Source organism: Cutibacterium porci (assembly GCF_009696315.1).
GTDB classification, from domain to species: Bacteria; Actinomycetota; Actinomycetes; order Propionibacteriales; family Propionibacteriaceae; genus Cutibacterium; species Cutibacterium porci.
Genome location: NZ_VUMG01000001.1, coordinates 469,549 through 486,012, shown reverse-complemented (window position 1 = coordinate 486,012; position 16,464 = coordinate 469,549). Strand labels below are relative to the sequence as shown.

Sequence of the window (16,464 nt, the reverse complement as noted above, 5' to 3'; positions counted from 1 at the left end):
CCGAGAGCAGTCTCACATCGAGAGGCAACGCTTGTCAAGTAGCGCGACAGAACCCACGCGGACCAAAACCTCGCCGATCCCTTGTTCCCTCGCCCAACTAGATTTTGAGAACATCCTTCTTACCCTCAAAAACAACACCCGACGTCGAGCGCGAACACATCGCCACCATGGATGTGGACACGGAGCCTAAGGACATGGCGACGATTGCACGCAATAACCCGACAACTACGTCCGCTTCACCGTTTGGTCACCTTGGATGACTTCGTCACTTATAACCCGGGTGGACTTTGCATCAAGCCAGCCCTATGCGCTCGGCCCGAATTGCATGCCGACGTGCTAAAGTCAACTCTCGACAATATCGTATCGGCGGTGCTGACATGGTGCCTGGAGTACATCCTACTACGGGCTTCAGCAGCCTTCAGAGAGGAGAGGTTTGGCCGTGATCGAGGCCATCAATGAGCCCACTCCGCCTAATAACGCATTGACGTCAACTCAGTTTCCGCCCCAAAAAGCACGGCCACGCCACCACACTCGGAATCAGCTTCGTCAGCACCGCATACACATCCTCGTCGCCGACTTCATTATCACTACCCTGGCATCATTCATCGCAGTGCAGGCACGAACAACGATAACCACATTTCCTAAGGCCACTGACGTTCAAGACAATGTTATTCCTTGGTCTGGAGGAATCATTGCTGCATGGTTGGTTATCATGGCAGCTTGCGGGGCTTATCGCACCGAATACCTGGACGCGGGTATGGCCCAGTATCGCGCTGTTCTAGAGGGTTCGACGATCACTGCTGCCCTACTCGGCATCTCAGCATACCTGTTCATGTACCCACTATCCCGTGGTTTTTACTTCTTACTCTTCCTCTTCAGTATCCCAGCTCTGCTTCTCGAACGGTTCTTTATGAGGCGCTGGCTGCATCACGAGAGGTACCGTGGTCGGTTCCGTCGTAACGTCATCATCGCCGGCGACTGCGACCATATTGACGATCTGGCAAAGGTATTGCAGCGCGAAATGTGGTTGGGATATGACGTCATCGGTGTATTGACTCGCGAGAAAGCACGCCGCCGAATCGGTAGCGTGCCAGTTCTCGGCGAGCCTAAGGACGTCAAAGCTGTCTGCCAACGTACTCAAGCGGAAGCAGTAATCTTCACAGAAGGATCTTTCTCGCGCGCTTACCAGTTCAATCGGTTGGCACGTGCCCTTGAGGGACAGGACACTGAACTCATCGTCGTCCCCGCCCTCTCCGATATCTCCACGCAACGTATACGTATCAGCCCGACTGCCGGCATGCCGCTAGTCCACATCGAGAAGCCTCAGGCCGAGCGAGCCGCAGGTTGGTTCAAAAGGAGCTTCGACATCGTTGGATCGCTGATTTTACTCATCGTCACTTCTCCGATCATCCTCACTGCCGCTATAGCCATCAAGCACGAGGATGGTGGTCCGGTCTTTTACAAGCAACGTCGGGTAGGCCGCAAAGGCAAAATTTTCGAGTGCTATAAATTGCGTTCAATGGTTGTCAACGCCGACGAGATCAAGGCCAAGATGCTGGCTGACAAGAACGAGTCCGACGGTGTCCTATTCAAGATAAAAGACGATCCCCGTATTACCAAATGCGGCAAATTCCACCGACGTTACTCGATCGATGAGATACCACAATTCTACAATGTTTTACGAGGAGATATGTCCCTCGTGGGACCACGCCCCGCCCTCGAGAACGAGGTCGCTGCCTATGAATCCCACGTGCATAGGCGGCTGGACGTCCGTCCCGGTGTCACCGGTCTATGGCAAGTATCCGGTCGCTCTGATCTGTCCTGGGAAGATACCGTTCGCCTGGATCTTTACTATGTCGACAACTGGTCGATCCTGCAAGACGTCAATATCCTCGCAAAAACATTACGCGCAGTATTCTCCTCCTCCGGAGCATACTGATGCTTACGCGGACTCAGCAGGTGACCCGGACTCTGGCATGCTTTTATCTCATCATTGCCGCGGTAGGCGTCATTGTTCCGATGGGCACCCACATCGGAACCTTCAAATGGAGGATCGGGCACCTATTAACTGGCGGCACCATCCCGATCAGCGCCCACCAGCTAAGCGGAGACCAGGTCACCATAATCGGCGATCATGCCCTCAACGTGGTCATGCTTCTTCCTCTCACCCTGCTGGCTACTCTCGGGTGGCCGCAGGTGCGCTGGTGGGTGTGGGGTATGACCGCCACGATTATCGGCATCTGTTCCGAGTCAGCTCAATTCGTCTTCCCTGAACTGGGCCGTCGCCCTTTAGTGTCCAATGCCATCGAGAACGCAGTAGGCGGCTGGGTCGGCGCTGGGATAGCCGCATACCTGCATCATCTCAAGCAGAACCTGATCAAACACTCACAGGAGAACCGATGAGTCCGACAACACTTGCGATCATCCCAGCCCGTGGCGGATCTAAAGGAATACCGCGCAAGAACCTCAAGGATCTAGCGGGCAAGCCTCTGCTGATCTGGACGATTGAGCAGGCCCTCGCCACTCCCGGCTTGGATGTCTATGTCTCCACCGAGGACGCGGAGATCGCCGAGGTGGCCAAGCAAGCGGGAGCGGAAGTCATTGAGCGTCCCGCTGAGCTCGCTCAGGACTCCACAGCAACCGAACCGGTTGTTGAACACGCTATCGATGTTCTCACCAAACAAGATCAAAGCCCCGACCAGGTGATGCTCTTACAAGCCACTTCTCCACTGCGCCTTCCTCATACTCTAGAACGAGCTCTCAGAGAATTCGCGATATCTGACGCCGATTCCATGGTTGGTGTGGTTCCCGAGCCGATCTTTATCTGGCAAAAGGAGCCGATGGTCACTGCCCACTACCCGTACCAAAACCGCCCGCGCCGCCAGGACATGACCCCCGACCAGCTGCGTTACCGCGAAACCGGATCGCTGTACCTGACAAAGACCGCGATCTACCAACGTGACCACAACCGTCTCGGTGGCCACATCGAATTATTCGTGATGGATCCGATCGAGGGAATCGACATCGATACCCCACACGACTTTGACATCGCAGCAGCCGAACTGTCACGCCTAGCACACTGAATTTCACGATCCCACCCCAAGAGAGGCCATCACAATCCATGATCGTCGACCGCCATACCACCCCCTTCACTATTTTCGACGAGGACACCGTACTCACGGCCCTCACGAAGATCACCGACAACAAATCGGGCATCGTATTCTGCGTCAATGAGCACGGCATACTCACCGGCTCTTTCTCCGACGGCGACTTCCGCCGTTGGATCACTTCGGCCGACGCTGGCGACATGACAACCCCGGTGAAGATGGCTGCCCATCGTGACTGTGTGTCCACCAACATCGACGCCGACATTTCGGCTATTTCCCGACTCTTCCGCCCCGGTGTGGAGGTGATCCCACTGGTCGACGAGCGTGGCCATCTAGCGGCGATCGCAACTGAAGGTACTGCCGAAATGACCATCGGTCGACATACCGTCGGCGAGGGACAACCCTCCCTCCTCATCGCTGAGATCGGCAATAACCACCAGGGTGACGTCAAGCTAGCCAAACATCTCGTCGACCTTGCCAAGCAGGCCGGAGCCGACGCCGTCAAGTTCCAGTTACGCGATCTGAATGCCCTCTACCGTCAAGCTGATGGAGCCACGACGGGTGAGGATCTCGGCGCCCAGTACACTCTCAACCTCTTGTCCAGGTTCTCCTTGAGCCCTGAACAGATGATTGACGTACTTGACCACTGTAAAGCCGTCGACATCGACGCATTCTGTACCCCTTGGGATCTTCCCAGCCTTGAGGTGCTAGCTGACTACGGCGTCCCAGCCCTCAAGATCGCCAGCGCTGACATGACCAACCACTCTCTATTACGGGCTTGTGCCGCCAAGCACTTGCCGATGCTGGTATCGACGGGCATGTCGACCGAGGACGAGATCGTCGCAACCGTCGACGTACTGCGTCGCGTTGGTGCCCAGTTTGCTCTACTGCAATGCCAGTCGACATACCCAGCTCCATTTAAAGACGTCAACCTGCGTTACATGGATCGCCTGGCTGTCCTCGGCAACTGCCCGGTGGGATATTCTGGCCATGAGCGTGGTTACCACGTGCCGATCGCTGCAGTAGCCCGTGGTGCCCATATCATCGAAAAGCACTTCACCATCGACAAAACTCTCGAAGGCAATGACCACCAGGTCTCCTTGCTCCCCGAAGAGTTCTCCGAAATGGTGGCCCGCATCCGGGAAGTCGAGCTGGCCTTGGGCACAGATAAAGCCCGCGCCGTGTCGACCGGCGAGTTGATGAACCGCGCCAATCTAGCCAAATCCCTTGTAGCCACCCGCACGCTGCACGCCGGGGAGGTCATCACCCGAGATGCGGTGGCGGTCAAATCACCAGGACGCGGCCTACAACCCAACCACCTAGACGAGCTCATCGGCCGCACCATGCGTCGAGACATCGAGGCTGACGACTTCTTCTACGACACCGACTTGACTGACGCCGTCGCCCAGGGCCGCAACTATGCTTTCCATCGCCCGTGGGGTCTCCCGGTGCGTTACCACGACGCCCGCAAGCTGCTGTCCCACTCAGCCACTAACCCGAACTTCCTGGAATTCCATTTGTCTTACAAGGACGTGGAGATGACCAGCGAGCAGATCGCCGATGCTTTCGAACACCGCAAGTTTGACGCGATGGGCTATACCGTCCACTGCCCTGACCTGTATGCCGGCGACTTCATCATCAACCTCGCATCCTCCAACGACGACATCTGGGAACGCTCAATTGTCGAAGTGCAGAAGGTCATCCAGATCGCCCGCGAGTTGGACCAATGGTTCGACGCCGACGAACCACCGATCGTCATCTGCACCATGGGCGGGTTTACGAAAGACGCTTTCGCGGCTCCGGAAGAACGCCCGGCTATGTACGCCAGGATTGCCCAGGCACTCGAACGGATCGACGAGGACGGTGTGCGCCTGACTTCCCAAACCCTGCCGCCCTACCCATGGCTGATGGGCGGCCAGCAACACCACAACCTGTTCATGGCCCTGGATGACACCGTCGAATTCTGCCGCCAGTACGGACGTCGTCTCACCTTCGACCTCTCCCATTCCAAGCTGGCCGCCAATTTCACCAAGACCCCATTCAGCGAGTACGTTGCCAAGCTCGCGCCTCTGAGCGACCATCTGCACATCGTCGACGCCGAAGGTGTCGATGGTGAGGGCTCGCAGATCGGTGAGGGCGAAATCGACTGGCCAATGACCGCCAAGCAGCTCGACGAGCTAGCTCCCAACATTACGTTCATCCCGGAGATCTGGCAGGGGCACGTCAACAACGGAGAGGGATTCTGGACGGCTCTCGAAAGGCTTGAGCAGTGGTTCTAAGCAGACCCCAGGTCTGGTGTGTCTTCCCCACCACCACGCCGGTGGGATGGGCACCCGTAACCGAACTGGGGCACCTCATCGCCCAATTATGGGAAACCAATCTGACAATTGTTCCCAGCACATCGTCGACGCCGTCGTGGCGACAGGCTTTGGCCATGTCGCCACGACGGCGAGGCAAGGATCCTCTCCTCGTCATTTGTGCCAATCCCGGAGATCTACTTTGTCTGGCTCGCTCGGAAATCCTCGCAGGCCGATACGGAACAATCCACGGGTGGGTCATTGACTCCTTTTGGGACCAATTACTGCCCCGCTTCGCCCGTCAGGGACACATCCTTGATCATCTGTGGATCACGGACGGCGAATTGATCGACGACTACCAAGCGCGGGTCAATGTCCCGGTGTCTTGGGCGCCATGGGGAACTGACGCACTGCGTTGGGCTAAGATCACACCGAAAGACCGAGACATTGATGTGCTCCGTCTCGGGCGTCAGCCCGAAGCCTGGCAGGATGACGACATTTCGCGAAAGGCGCTGAAAGCAGCAGGACTGTCATTCCAGGGGAAATTCCCCGGGCAGCCAGACAGCGCTTCGAATCAAGCGATCGTTACCTCATACCTGCTGCGATCGAAGATCGTCTTAGCCTCTGGAAACAAGGCCAGCCCAACGTACTACACGCACCCGGACAGAGAGTACATCTCCGCCCGGTTCACCGACGCTGCAGCGTGCGGTACTCAAATAGCAGGAGTCCCACCCAATTGCCAAGCGGCTAAACTCCTCCCCGAGGAAGGTTTCATACGCATGCCAGTCTCCTCTCAAGAAGAGGGCATTCCAATCCTCACTGATGCCGTCAAGTCGTGGACTCCCGAGCTGGCGCCCCGCTTGCAGGCTCATGCTTTGACACACTTAGATTGGCGTCATCGGATCGCTGACATTTCTAAGTCCATGCGGATCTCGACATCAACCCTTGATCGAGAGATCGCCGAGCTCAACGAGCGAATCGCATCAATCCGTCCAGGTGAGTGAGGTTTCCATTGAATGACATGACAACCCTGTGGGTTTCTCCGGTGAGCGACCTCGCCGGAGTGGCCCGCCATATCCTTGATGTAGGCTCGCTCGGGATTCCCGACTGGCGCATGGTCGTCGCGTGCCCGCCTGGGCCACTGACTGACCGACTGCGCACGATGGATGTCGACGTCGTCGATCTACCTGTTGAGAACGGGACTACAACAGCCGTGAAATCTCTGCGCGCCACGATCTCACGGATCAAGCCTTCAATCGTTCATTCCCACCTACCCAAAGCCGACTTTCTCACAACAATGGCTGCTGTGGGCACCACAGTGAAGCTGGTCTCGACGGAACATACAATTCCCACTGATCGGTTCATATACCACTCGAACCGGGCCTCGGCGATCCTCATGGAGACGGCCCATCGAGTTCGGTTGCATCGGTTCGCCCACGTCATTGCGGTATCTCAAGCAACCGAATACCAGATGCGACGGCAGTGGCATGCCACCTTACCCATTACCGTGGTACTCAACGGCGTCGACCGTCCCGAGGTACCACCGGTACGCAAACCCAGCCTGAGGTTGCTGTCCCTTGCGAGGTTGTCGAATGAGAAAAATATCTCTGCGACGATTCGCGCCTTTGCACACATCGTCCGCGAGCATCCGGAGGCGACCCTCACCGTCGCCGGCACTGGAGAAGAAGAGCCTTCTCTAAGAGAGCTCGCTCAACGGCTGGGGGTTAAGGTCAACTTCGCAGGTTTTACTGATCCTGACGAGGCGATGACCAACCACGACGTCGTTATACAGCCTTCGAGATCAGAAAATTGCTCCTACACCCTCCTCGACGCAGTTGCCCAAGGTATGGGTGTCGTCGCCAGTCCGGTCGGAGGTAACCCTGAGATCCTTCCTCGCAGATGCATCGCAGAGGCAGACGACGTCGACGAGCTAGCCAGGATCGCCATCGAACAGGGCTTGAACGTGGACAAGCGCCCTTCCCTACCCGCTACCGTCCCCACCATTGCCGGCATGGCCACTGACATCGCCGAGATCTACCGAAAGGTCGTGGCATGACTACGTTCACCATCGCCTCGAACCAGGGAGCTATCGGTGGCGGCGAGGTCATGATGCTCGCTATTGCCGAAGCCGCGCGCGAGCTAGGTCGCGATGTCACTGTGGTGGCCCCCCAGACCCCGGGGGACGTCGCCAAGGAAGCACTCCGGCGCGGGTTCCGCGTCATCACTATCCACGGCCAGACCACCTTGGCGTATCTGACCAACCTACGACGCTGGGACATCACAGAACGCACCGGATTACTGTGGTGCAACGGCCTGCGTCCCGCCTTCGCTACTGCGGGTCATTCCAAACGGGTCATTCACCTGCACCAGCGTCCACAGGGCAAGCTACGCGCTCTAGCCGCCATAGCACGTCGCGACGCTTTGGCCACTATCGTTCCCTCGGCGTCGATGGCCGAGACAATAACAGGCGCCCAGGTGATGTGGAACTGGAATCCTCCGGCACGCGAGCGTACCCGCAAGCTGGCGAATGACGCTGTTACCGTCGGTTTCCTTGGCAGATTGTCCTCTGACAAGGGGTTCCCGCGACTGTGTGAGGCGATAACCGAATTGGAGTCCCGCCACCCTGGGAAGTTCAGACTGCTGCTGGCTGGTGAATCCCGATTCGTTGACTCAGCAGATGCCCAGCTTGTCGCCAACCACATCGCGGCACTAGGTCCCCTCGTCGAGCATCGCGGCTGGATGGATCGCAATGAGTTCTTTTCCTCAGTAGACCTGGCCGTCTTCCCCTCAGTGCAGCACGAGTCTTTTGGTTTGGTTGTCTCCGAAGCAATGTCAGCGCACTGCCCCTTTGTCATTACCGACACCGCCGCCCTGCCTGAAGTAGCAGGCCCAGAGCATCCCTTTGTCGCCCGAGCCGATGACGCCACCAGTCTGGCCGATGTCATCGAGGATGCTGTCGATGGTTACGACGAGCGTCTCCTCGACTCCGCTCACCGCCGTTGGCAGAAGAACTTCTCCCCAGATGCGGGACGCGTTCGACTAGCGGAGATCCTTGACGCTGTCGATCCCGAGCCTGTCAGCGGTACCTCCCGCATCACCATTGCCCACGATTATCTAACGCAGCGTGGCGGAGCCGAACGGGTCGTCAGTCAATTTGCGACGATCTTCCCAGATGCCCCGATCGTCACAGCAGTGTACGAGCCGGACCTGACCTATCCGGAATTCGCTCACCATAAAGTCATCACTTCCCCACTTAACCGAATCGGGCTACTCCGACGCCATTTCCGTCTTGGCCTCCCTCTCTACGACTGGGCCTTCGACCACGTACGGATACCGGAAGAAAGCGACACCGTCCTCGTCTCGACGACTGGCTTCGCGCACGGGATCACAGCCCCAGCAGGATGTCGCAAAGTCGTGTACTGTCACTCACCTGCCCGATTCCTTTACCTGACCGACGACTACCTTGGTGGTCAGTGGTGGCGCTCGCCGAAGGGCATAGTGCTCAAGGCCCTCACTCCGCAGCTACGTCGTTGGGATCGCAAGGCAGCCGCTTCCGCCGACGAGTACCTCTGCAACTCCACAGTGGTGCGTGACCGCATCCGTGATGTGTACGGTATCGAGGCGACCGTCGTCCATCCGCCATATTCCTTGGACCCCACTGATGCGCAAGAGCCACTCCCAAAGATGGCGGGTCATTCGAACTTCTTCCTCACGGTTAGTCGGCTCATGCCCTACAAGAACGTTGACGTCTTGCTACACGCCTTTTCCGATCTTCCTAACGAGCACTTGGTCGTCATCGGGTCAGGACCCTTGCGCAACGAGTTACATCGCCTAGCGCCAGCCAACGTATCTTTCTTCGAAGGCGTCAGCGACGCCCAGTTGCGATGGGCCTACGCCCACGCAGCTGCTGTCATTGCTCCGAGCAAAGAAGATTACGGATTGACGCCCATTGAGGGTTTCGCCCTTGGAACTCCGTGCCTTGCTCTGCACGCTGGTGGCTATTTAGACACCGTTGTAGACGGCGTCTCGGGCCAATTCTTCGATTCCCCGTCCCCTCGGGCCGTCGTTCAGGCAGTCCACCGGTTCCGCGAGAACCCCATCGAAATGCGCACCGTCCTTGAACACGCCAAACAGTTTTCCCCGGATACTTTTTCGGAAAATTTAGCGGCCCACCTTGAGGTTCATTCCGACGACCAATAACTCGAGACCGCCATTATGCCGAACTGCGGGAATTACAGGATGAACCTCACTGGCGCATAGAGCGCTTCAAAGCCCGATGCCCTAGCGAACCGCGTTATACACTCGACCGATTTGAGAGCCATAAATATATGACCCAATCAAAACCCAGCAACACACATTATCGCCTTCACATCCCGCGCAGTATCACGATGTCGGAATGTTGCTCTCATATTTACACTCTCGCCCTCTACGCGATCGTCTACCAGTTGTCACAGATAAAGAGCTTCGGTAATCCCACCTCACACCAGCCCTTTACCAGTGAAGAAATGATGGCTTTTCCAGAGCCTATCGCCAAGGCTAAATCACCGCACTTAAGGGCAACCTGCACCTATTTACCTAGATTTCTGACCTTGGGCTCAAGCATGCTAAATACCAGTACCGCTTCATCCGAGGACTGCAAGATAATCAGTCTACACAACCAGCACGCGCGCATCATCCCCCAAGCAGCCGCCTTAAAGCAACGCACGGTTAGCCTGCACATGCATGAGAATCCGCGCACCTCTCAGGCGACTGCGACACACCTGGATGCCAATGACGTGACGTACATGGGGCTTGGCCTTTACCAATTCCACCGCACCCTAAGTACCGTCAGATCCCGACCGCGTCGGATCGTTGTCCAACCACGAGAGCGAGTGAAATGACAACCGCATCTATCATTATCCCGTCCTATCGCGGAGCTACCCGTCTTCCTCGACTCTTATCCGCCCTAGCGGCTCAGACCACGGACGACTGGGAGGCGATTGTGGTCGTCGACGGCGACGTAGACGGTTCTGAGCACGTCATCTCGAAGTATTCTCATCTGCCCATCCGAACCGTCGTGTTTCCAGAGAACCGCGGTCGTGTTGCCGCCCTTAATGCTGGCCACGAAGCTGCCCGAGGTGACGTGCTCATTCGGTGCGATGATGATCTCGAACCCGCCCCGGATTTCGTCGCAAACCACGTAGCGAGCCATTCGAGCCGACGCCAAGGAACCATTGGATTGTGCGTCAACGTGTTACCACGTACCCGATACTCCGCAGTCTATGGAGACCATTTTGGCAAGCTTGCCCGCAACCACGCCTACCGTGCCAACCCAGACGGAACGTGGCGCTACTGGGCGGCCAACGTCTCGGTGACCCGGGACATTTGGCAGCAGATCGGCACCTACGACCCCCACTATCGCGCTTACGGTTGGGAAGACGTAGATTATGGTTGGCGTCTTCACAAAGCCGGAATCCCGGTTGTCATCGATCCGTCGCTGGAAACCAAGCACCATGCGGCTGCCGTCACCGCAGCAATTCGTGCAGCCCGTGCATTTAGGTCAGGCCAAGCGCGACGTATATTCGATTCCCTTCACGGGACAAACGCGGCCGGCCCCGCAGCTCCTGAAGCCGTAGGGCTGTGGAATAATGCAGTCTTGAAGACTTCCTTAGTCTTAGACTATCGACGGACTATCGCCATGGCTCGCGCTGTGGATGCGATCATCCACATCACTCCCACCCCGATAGCCCGCAAACTCATCGCGCTGGTTGTCGAAGCTGCCGTCGTAGCAGGCCACCGATCCCCAGAGAACCCCGAAAGGGACTTCTGAATGAACCACAAAGACGAATCGTTTCTTAAACAGTTGCGATTCCTTGTCGGAACCTTTCCGCCAGGAAGTAAACCACGGCTTGTTTTCTACGTCATCGGCCAGATGGCAACTTCTATCATGGACTTCGCCGGGATCGCCCTTATCCTTCCGGTCGCACAAATCCTCATGGGCGCCGATCTCAACAAAGGCTACCTCAGTGTGGTCATCGCCGCGCTGGGGCATCCTTCCCGTGCAAAACTAGTCATCGAGCTGTGCTGCAGCATCGTAGCCGCATTTCTATTGAAAGCAGTCGGAACGATCCTGTTGTACTGGTGGCAAACCGGTTTCGTCACGCGGCTCATGGCAGGAACATCCGCCAATCTACTCAAGGTGTACCTTGGTGAGGATTATCTGGAACACAAAAAGCGAGATGTGCCAGAGCTTATCCGTACTGTGGGCCCTGCCGTCCAGGCAGCCCACTTATATGTTCTCGGAAGTGTGCTCACCCTCACCGGCCAGCTGGCCTCGGTGCTCGCTATTCTGATCGTCCTGCTGATTATTGCACCGACGGCAACCGTGGGCGCAATCGCCTTTTTCGGAACCTCTATGTTCTTCCTGCAGCGTTTTCTCAGCCCGGTCAACTCAGCAGCTGGCCGCGAGGCCCAAGAAACCGCCTGGGATGTCAGTAAGAGACTCATCGAACCCATGGACGGGTTCCGCGAGGTCGCCATGAACGACTCGCAGCCCTACTTCGTCACTCGTTACCACCGTGCGGTCCTCACAAATTCCGAAGCAATCCGCCGTGCGAATTTTTACCAGAGCCTGCCAAAATCTGTCCTCGAAGTCATCACTATTGTCTTCTTGTCAATAATCCTCATCTTTATCGCCAAGTCGCCCCATCCGACTGAGATTATGGCGACCTTCTCTGTGTTCATTGCCGCAGCTATCAAACTTCTCCCTGCAATGGCTGCCATCAACGCCACGTTGGGAACTGCCAACTACGGCAGGGAAGGACTCAAAATCACGGTCGACACTCTCCGGCCTCTCGTCACATCTCACCAAATTGACGCCACCGTGGTGCAGAACTTCGATTCACAACATGTCCTCATTGACGACAGCAATCGACGGCCAAAAACTATTGAAGCCCAAGGGATCTCTTTTACTTATCCCGATGGAGACCAGCCCGTTTTGCGCGACGTCAACTTCAGTATCCCACCAGGCACTTCGCTAGCGCTGTGCGGAGTTTCTGGATCAGGAAAGACGACTCTCGTCGACATCCTGCTGGGTCTCATCAACCCGAATAAGGGATCGGTTACTTTTGGCGGGCAAGACATCTTCGCAAACCAGCTCGAATGGCATAAAAACGTCGCCTACGTCCCCCAGGACGTCTTCCTGACCAACGATTCGATTCGGGCTAATATCGCGTTTGGCATCCCGGAGGACGACTGGGATAATGATCGAATCGACATGTGCGTCAACGCCACTCAACTTCGAGACTTCGTTGATGAGCTGCCCGAGGGGCTGGATACCGGTATTGGCCCCAACGGGACTCGGTTATCCGGCGGCCAGCGGCAACGCATCGGTATCGCACGGGCCCTCTACCGTAATCCGCAAATCCTCGTCCTCGACGAAGCCACCTCAGCCCTTGATAATGCTACCGAAGCCGAGATCACCAAAACGATCCAGAACCTGCAGGGGAAAGTATCGACTATTCTCGTAGCACACCGCCTGTCGACGGTTCGCGATGTTGACCAACTCCTCTTCCTTGAGCACGGTGAAATCGCCGCACGAGGAACGTTCTCCGAGGTCGAACAGCAGTCGCCGTCCTTCGCTCAGCTCGTCGAGCTTGGCGACCTTGACTCGCACACCAAGGAGCGGTAACCCAACGGTTCAATAGTTTCAGGCACGATATGTGGTTTGTCGGCTGTGGCGAATTGGAAATCGGGCAACGCCTAGACTTCCCATCCTTTCATTGTCATGAAACCCTTTCGGTGCGCTCCTCCTTGTCAATCCACTCAGACAAACCACTCGGACATCAACAGCACACCTCCGGACATGCCAAACGGTTCAGTTATTCTAAGCTAACATAGCTACTCTGCCTAGGATTATGCATGAATGTATCGCGACCCATAAAGCTTATTATTGCGTTGGGAAATCTCATATGAACGACGAACACCGCGTAAGCGTCGTGATCCCCCACTATGGGGATCCTTTCCAAACACTGAGATTGATATCCCAGTTAAGGCACCAAGACACACGCTTAGAAATCATCGTTAGCGACGATGCTTCACCCTCGCCATTCCCCAAGGGCGAAGGCTACCGTGTCGTTCGCAGAGATCACAACGGCGGCTTCGGCTCCGCCGTAAATTCCGGTGCCGCATCGGCCACAGGCGAGCTATTGCTTATCCTTAATAGTGATTTGTCCCTATCTCCGACATTCATTGGCGAACTCTTGCGAGCATCCCAGCCCTACATGCCTGCTGTCGTGAGTCCTCGGGTAGTGGAGCACGATCGTCCGAACTACACCGCTCGTCACTGGCCGAAAAATCGTCATCACGTCTGGGAGTGGATGACGCCTTTCGCGCGTATCAGGCACACCAGGTTATGGCATCGACTTGTCGGCCATGACCTTGCAGCTTACGAGGCCATCACAGCGCGCCACGTTGACTGGGTGATGGGTGCCTGTATGCTCATCCCCCGGAGCGCCTTCACGGAGGTAGGCGGTTTCGACGAGCGCTTTTTCATGAATAGTGAAGAGGTCGACCTGCAACGACGACTAACTGCAATAGGCGTGTCGTCAATATATATTCCGGGAGTATCTGTCGAGCACGCTGCGGGCGGCTCCACACCATCAGATAGACGTCGAAGTTGGGTAACCGATTCACGCTTTCAATACGCCCACAAGTGGGGCGGCGCCAGAAGACTACGGGTACTGCTCATGGCGGCAACCGAAGTCAATTTCGTGTGGAATCTGAGCCGTCAGATACGGCGAGTAAAAGACGTTGACGCCCGCGCTATCAGCGCATACGAGCGCAGACTAATCGCACACGCTTGGCATGTTCGAGTTGGCAAAAGCCACGATTCGCAATGAACACGCTCAGGCAGTGACAGCGATAGCGATAACTCGCAATCCCGCGCCGCCCACTGCGTGATAAATTCAACGGTCACCAAGCGAAAATCAGCGTTACTTATCCTATGCGATACGCGCGCCCCATAAGTGCTTCGGCCACGACCTGAGCCGGCTCCTTCTCGGGCTGCGGCAACGGTTGAGTCGGCTCACTGCCCCACGGCGACAGACCATACCTATGCCAGAACGCCTTAACCCATGCAGGCGGTGCTGGATGGTGTACCCACGCGGGTAGGCCGCGACATGCGATCTCCAAGGTTCCGGTCGAGAAGATCGAGACGACAGGTCGCCCCTGCTCCACCAAGGACCCCCGAAACCTCTCGAAAACAACCCCGGCTCGCTGCATGAGGCGGTGCTGAGCGCGGGACAGCGCATCTGCCTCGTTGGGGTGGGGGCGATACGTCGCGCCGTTACGGATACAAAAATCGGTGTAAATGCGTTGCTTGGCTAACCTTCCAAGTTCGGAACCATGCAACTGCCCCAGCATGACAGGAGTCTCGTCGATAAGGTCTACTGTCGGCATCAAGGATGCCTTCCAAAGCATCTGCGAACCGACAACCTCGCTGGTAACGTCACTACGCCCCGCGCGCTGATATTCCTCATCGGCATCCGACCACGCAAACAGATGGTCACCGGAGCTCAATGGCGGGGACCAAGGGGTCAATAAACCGTGCTGAATGACGCAGAAACGGACATCGCGCTGTACCGCCCATTGACGAACATCGGCGGCGAGACCATTAAAGGCACCAAGTGTAAGAATCTGCTCAATTGACCGAGGTAGTGGCGCACCGCGATGCCATTCCATGACGCGAACGGCACCCGTGGCGGCTTCCCGCGCTTCGGGATGGTGCGACAATACCGCTGTGTATTTGGGATCCAGATGGGCCAACGGATCGAAGGTCGCATACCGACAGCTTGCGGACACTTGATCCAGAACCACCAAAACCCGTGGCTCCTCGACCGGCAAGTACAGCATCGGTTTCACAGGGACTGACGCGCCCCCGAATCGTCTTCTTGCCGCCGACAGCGCGAAGCGCACGCGGTTACGGCTATCGGACCACATACGCCACGCTTCGAGGTCTTCCGGGAACACAAGTCCAACTTCACTCATGACCACAACTCATCAATGACGGCAGCACGGTGATCTAGAGTGTGCTCGGCCATCGTCCGAGCTTTCGCAGCGCGCCGCATGGATATCGCCCGATGGGGATCCGATAGCACTTGACGTGCTAGCTCAATCGTCTCTTCGGCACTATGTTGCACTAACACTTCCTTGCCGGGGTCGTAGAATTCAGTCACATCGTCTCGATCCACGATTTGGATGCCGCCAACTCCGCAGGCCTCGAAAGTTCGCATGGTGAACCCATCCTGGTCACCGTGAACATTGATCGTGGCCGCCGAGTCCCGCATGATGCCGTATGCCTCGCTAAGGCTGACGTCTCGTCTCGCAGGAATACCGATGGGCTTCAGCCGCCAAGTTCTCAGCCGATCAATCGGATGATCTGACCATTCCCTGCCATAGGCCATCACGGGGATTCCCGCGCTGTCGAGAGCGACAAGAAGCTGCTGACGGGCAGGTAGGTTAGACCCCACGAAAGTAACGTCGTTCCGTGGCCAGCGACCCGAGGGTTTCGCCGACATGTTAAACCCTGTCGGAACGTAGTGAGCATCGATTCCATTGCCCTGCAACTCCGCAGTGTCTTCACGACTGTAGGTGATGATCGTGGAAACAGCCGCCGCCATGTCAATATCGAATGTCATGCGCCGCAATTCATCATAAAGCCAAGAAACTGAATGTGTGGTGACGCGCCTCATTTCTTCCCAATAAGCCGCTCCGAGAACATCACCTCGGACGGTAAGTACAAGCTCAGGATGCACAGCACGGATACAGTCGATCGCCCGAGCCGTCACGGTCTCGCCCGAGAGATGCTCTTGGGTACCACGAATTTTGGCCGGCAGTTCGTATCGGATCTTGTTCCAAGCCTTTTCGATCCGGGGTGCGGCGTCGTATGCGTAGACAACGACGTCATATCCTCGCCTTGTAAAAGCGTCACCAATGGCAGTCCCATAACCATGGAAGCGTGGAGTCACGATAAGAAGTCGCATAAGTTCACCACCTTAAGGAGATTTCGACGTGCAACATAA

Annotated in this window: 12 protein-coding genes; 10 read left to right on the top strand and 2 right to left on the bottom strand. The window is 56.7% G+C overall.

Features of this window, described 5'->3' with window-relative positions:
- Positions 1 to 439: 439 nt before the first annotated feature.
- The 10 genes from FYJ43_RS02005 (at position 440) to FYJ43_RS01960 (ending at position 14,283) form a co-directional block, all read left to right on the top strand.
- Entirely contained in the window at positions 440 to 1,939 is a 1,500-nt protein-coding gene (locus FYJ43_RS02005) for a sugar transferase (RefSeq protein WP_326833233.1), read from the top strand.
- The gene (locus FYJ43_RS02000; RefSeq protein WP_154561489.1) at positions 1,939 to 2,403 is read left to right on the top strand and encodes a VanZ family protein; all 465 of its coding nucleotides are present in this window, start codon (positions 1,939 to 1,941) and stop codon (positions 2,401 to 2,403) included. The genes FYJ43_RS02005 and FYJ43_RS02000 overlap by 1 nt, the downstream gene beginning before the upstream one ends.
- On the top strand, positions 2,400 to 3,083 hold the full coding sequence (locus FYJ43_RS01995) for an acylneuraminate cytidylyltransferase family protein (RefSeq protein WP_154561487.1): 684 nt from the start codon (positions 2,400 to 2,402) through the stop codon (positions 3,081 to 3,083). Before FYJ43_RS02000 ends, FYJ43_RS01995 begins: the two co-directional genes overlap by 4 nt.
- A gap of 38 nt (positions 3,084 to 3,121) precedes the next feature.
- Positions 3,122 to 5,386, top strand: a complete 2,265-nt coding sequence (locus FYJ43_RS01990; RefSeq protein WP_154561485.1) for an N-acetylneuraminate synthase family protein — start codon at positions 3,122 to 3,124, stop codon at positions 5,384 to 5,386.
- A gap of 155 nt (positions 5,387 to 5,541) precedes the next feature.
- Positions 5,542 to 6,408, top strand: coding sequence for a hypothetical protein (locus FYJ43_RS01985; protein WP_154561483.1), 867 nt, complete (start codon positions 5,542 to 5,544; stop codon positions 6,406 to 6,408).
- A 17-nt stretch (positions 6,409 to 6,425) separates the two neighbouring features.
- Positions 6,426 to 7,460 (top strand): glycosyltransferase family 4 protein, encoded by a 1,035-nt coding sequence (locus FYJ43_RS01980; protein ID WP_229771564.1) that lies wholly within the window; start codon positions 6,426 to 6,428, stop codon positions 7,458 to 7,460.
- Positions 7,457 to 9,604 (top strand): glycosyltransferase family 4 protein, encoded by a 2,148-nt coding sequence (locus FYJ43_RS01975; RefSeq protein ID WP_154561479.1) that lies wholly within the window; start codon positions 7,457 to 7,459, stop codon positions 9,602 to 9,604. Before FYJ43_RS01980 ends, FYJ43_RS01975 begins: the two co-directional genes overlap by 4 nt.
- Positions 9,605 to 10,280: 676 nt before the next feature.
- The gene (locus FYJ43_RS01970) at positions 10,281 to 11,213 is read left to right on the top strand and encodes a glycosyltransferase family 2 protein (protein ID WP_154561477.1); all 933 of its coding nucleotides are present in this window, start codon (positions 10,281 to 10,283) and stop codon (positions 11,211 to 11,213) included.
- On the top strand, positions 11,214 to 13,073 hold the full coding sequence (locus FYJ43_RS01965; RefSeq protein ID WP_154561475.1) for an ABC transporter ATP-binding protein: 1,860 nt from the start codon (positions 11,214 to 11,216) through the stop codon (positions 13,071 to 13,073).
- Between the two features lie 280 nt (positions 13,074 to 13,353).
- Positions 13,354 to 14,283 carry a glycosyltransferase family 2 protein gene (locus FYJ43_RS01960; protein ID WP_154561473.1) on the top strand — a complete coding sequence of 310 codons (930 nt, stop codon included), beginning with the start codon at positions 13,354 to 13,356 and terminating at the stop codon, positions 14,281 to 14,283.
- 97 nt (positions 14,284 to 14,380) lie between these two features.
- Here the strand turns inward: FYJ43_RS01960 and FYJ43_RS01955 are convergent, their stop codons facing one another.
- Together FYJ43_RS01955 and FYJ43_RS01950 are read right to left on the bottom strand one after the other, a co-directional pair.
- Positions 14,381 to 15,430 (bottom strand): prephenate dehydrogenase, encoded by a 1,050-nt coding sequence (locus tag FYJ43_RS01955; protein ID WP_154561471.1) that lies wholly within the window; start codon positions 15,428 to 15,430, stop codon positions 14,381 to 14,383.
- Positions 15,427 to 16,425: a CgeB family protein gene (locus FYJ43_RS01950; RefSeq protein WP_154561469.1), complete on the bottom strand. Its 999-nt coding sequence runs from the start codon at positions 16,423 to 16,425 to the stop codon at positions 15,427 to 15,429. The genes FYJ43_RS01955 and FYJ43_RS01950 overlap by 4 nt, the downstream gene beginning before the upstream one ends.
- Positions 16,426 to 16,464 lie beyond the last annotated feature (39 nt).

What these genes read in the sequence shown, in the direction of transcription:
- FYJ43_RS02000 (WP_154561489.1), top strand. Translation starts at nt 1,939, where the DNA reads ATGCTTACGCGGACTCAGCAGGTGACCCGGACTCTGGCATGCTTTTAT.
- FYJ43_RS01995 (WP_154561487.1), top strand. Translation starts at nt 2,400, where the DNA reads ATGAGTCCGACAACACTTGCGATCATCCCAGCCCGTGGCGGATCTAAA.
- FYJ43_RS01990 (WP_154561485.1), top strand. Translation starts at nt 3,122, where the DNA reads ATGATCGTCGACCGCCATACCACCCCCTTCACTATTTTCGACGAGGAC.
- FYJ43_RS01985 (WP_154561483.1), top strand. Translation starts at nt 5,542, where the DNA reads ATGTCGCCACGACGGCGAGGCAAGGATCCTCTCCTCGTCATTTGTGCC.
- FYJ43_RS01980 (WP_229771564.1), top strand. Translation starts at nt 6,426, where the DNA reads ATGACAACCCTGTGGGTTTCTCCGGTGAGCGACCTCGCCGGAGTGGCC.
- FYJ43_RS01975 (WP_154561479.1), top strand. Translation starts at nt 7,457, where the DNA reads ATGACTACGTTCACCATCGCCTCGAACCAGGGAGCTATCGGTGGCGGC.
- FYJ43_RS01970 (WP_154561477.1), top strand. Translation starts at nt 10,281, where the DNA reads ATGACAACCGCATCTATCATTATCCCGTCCTATCGCGGAGCTACCCGT.
- FYJ43_RS01965 (WP_154561475.1), top strand. Translation starts at nt 11,214, where the DNA reads ATGAACCACAAAGACGAATCGTTTCTTAAACAGTTGCGATTCCTTGTC.
- FYJ43_RS01960 (WP_154561473.1), top strand. Translation starts at nt 13,354, where the DNA reads ATGAACGACGAACACCGCGTAAGCGTCGTGATCCCCCACTATGGGGAT.
- FYJ43_RS01955 (WP_154561471.1), bottom strand. Translation starts at nt 15,430, where the DNA reads ATGAGTGAAGTTGGACTTGTGTTCCCGGAAGACCTCGAAGCGTGGCGT.
- FYJ43_RS01950 (WP_154561469.1), bottom strand. Translation starts at nt 16,425, where the DNA reads ATGCGACTTCTTATCGTGACTCCACGCTTCCATGGTTATGGGACTGCC.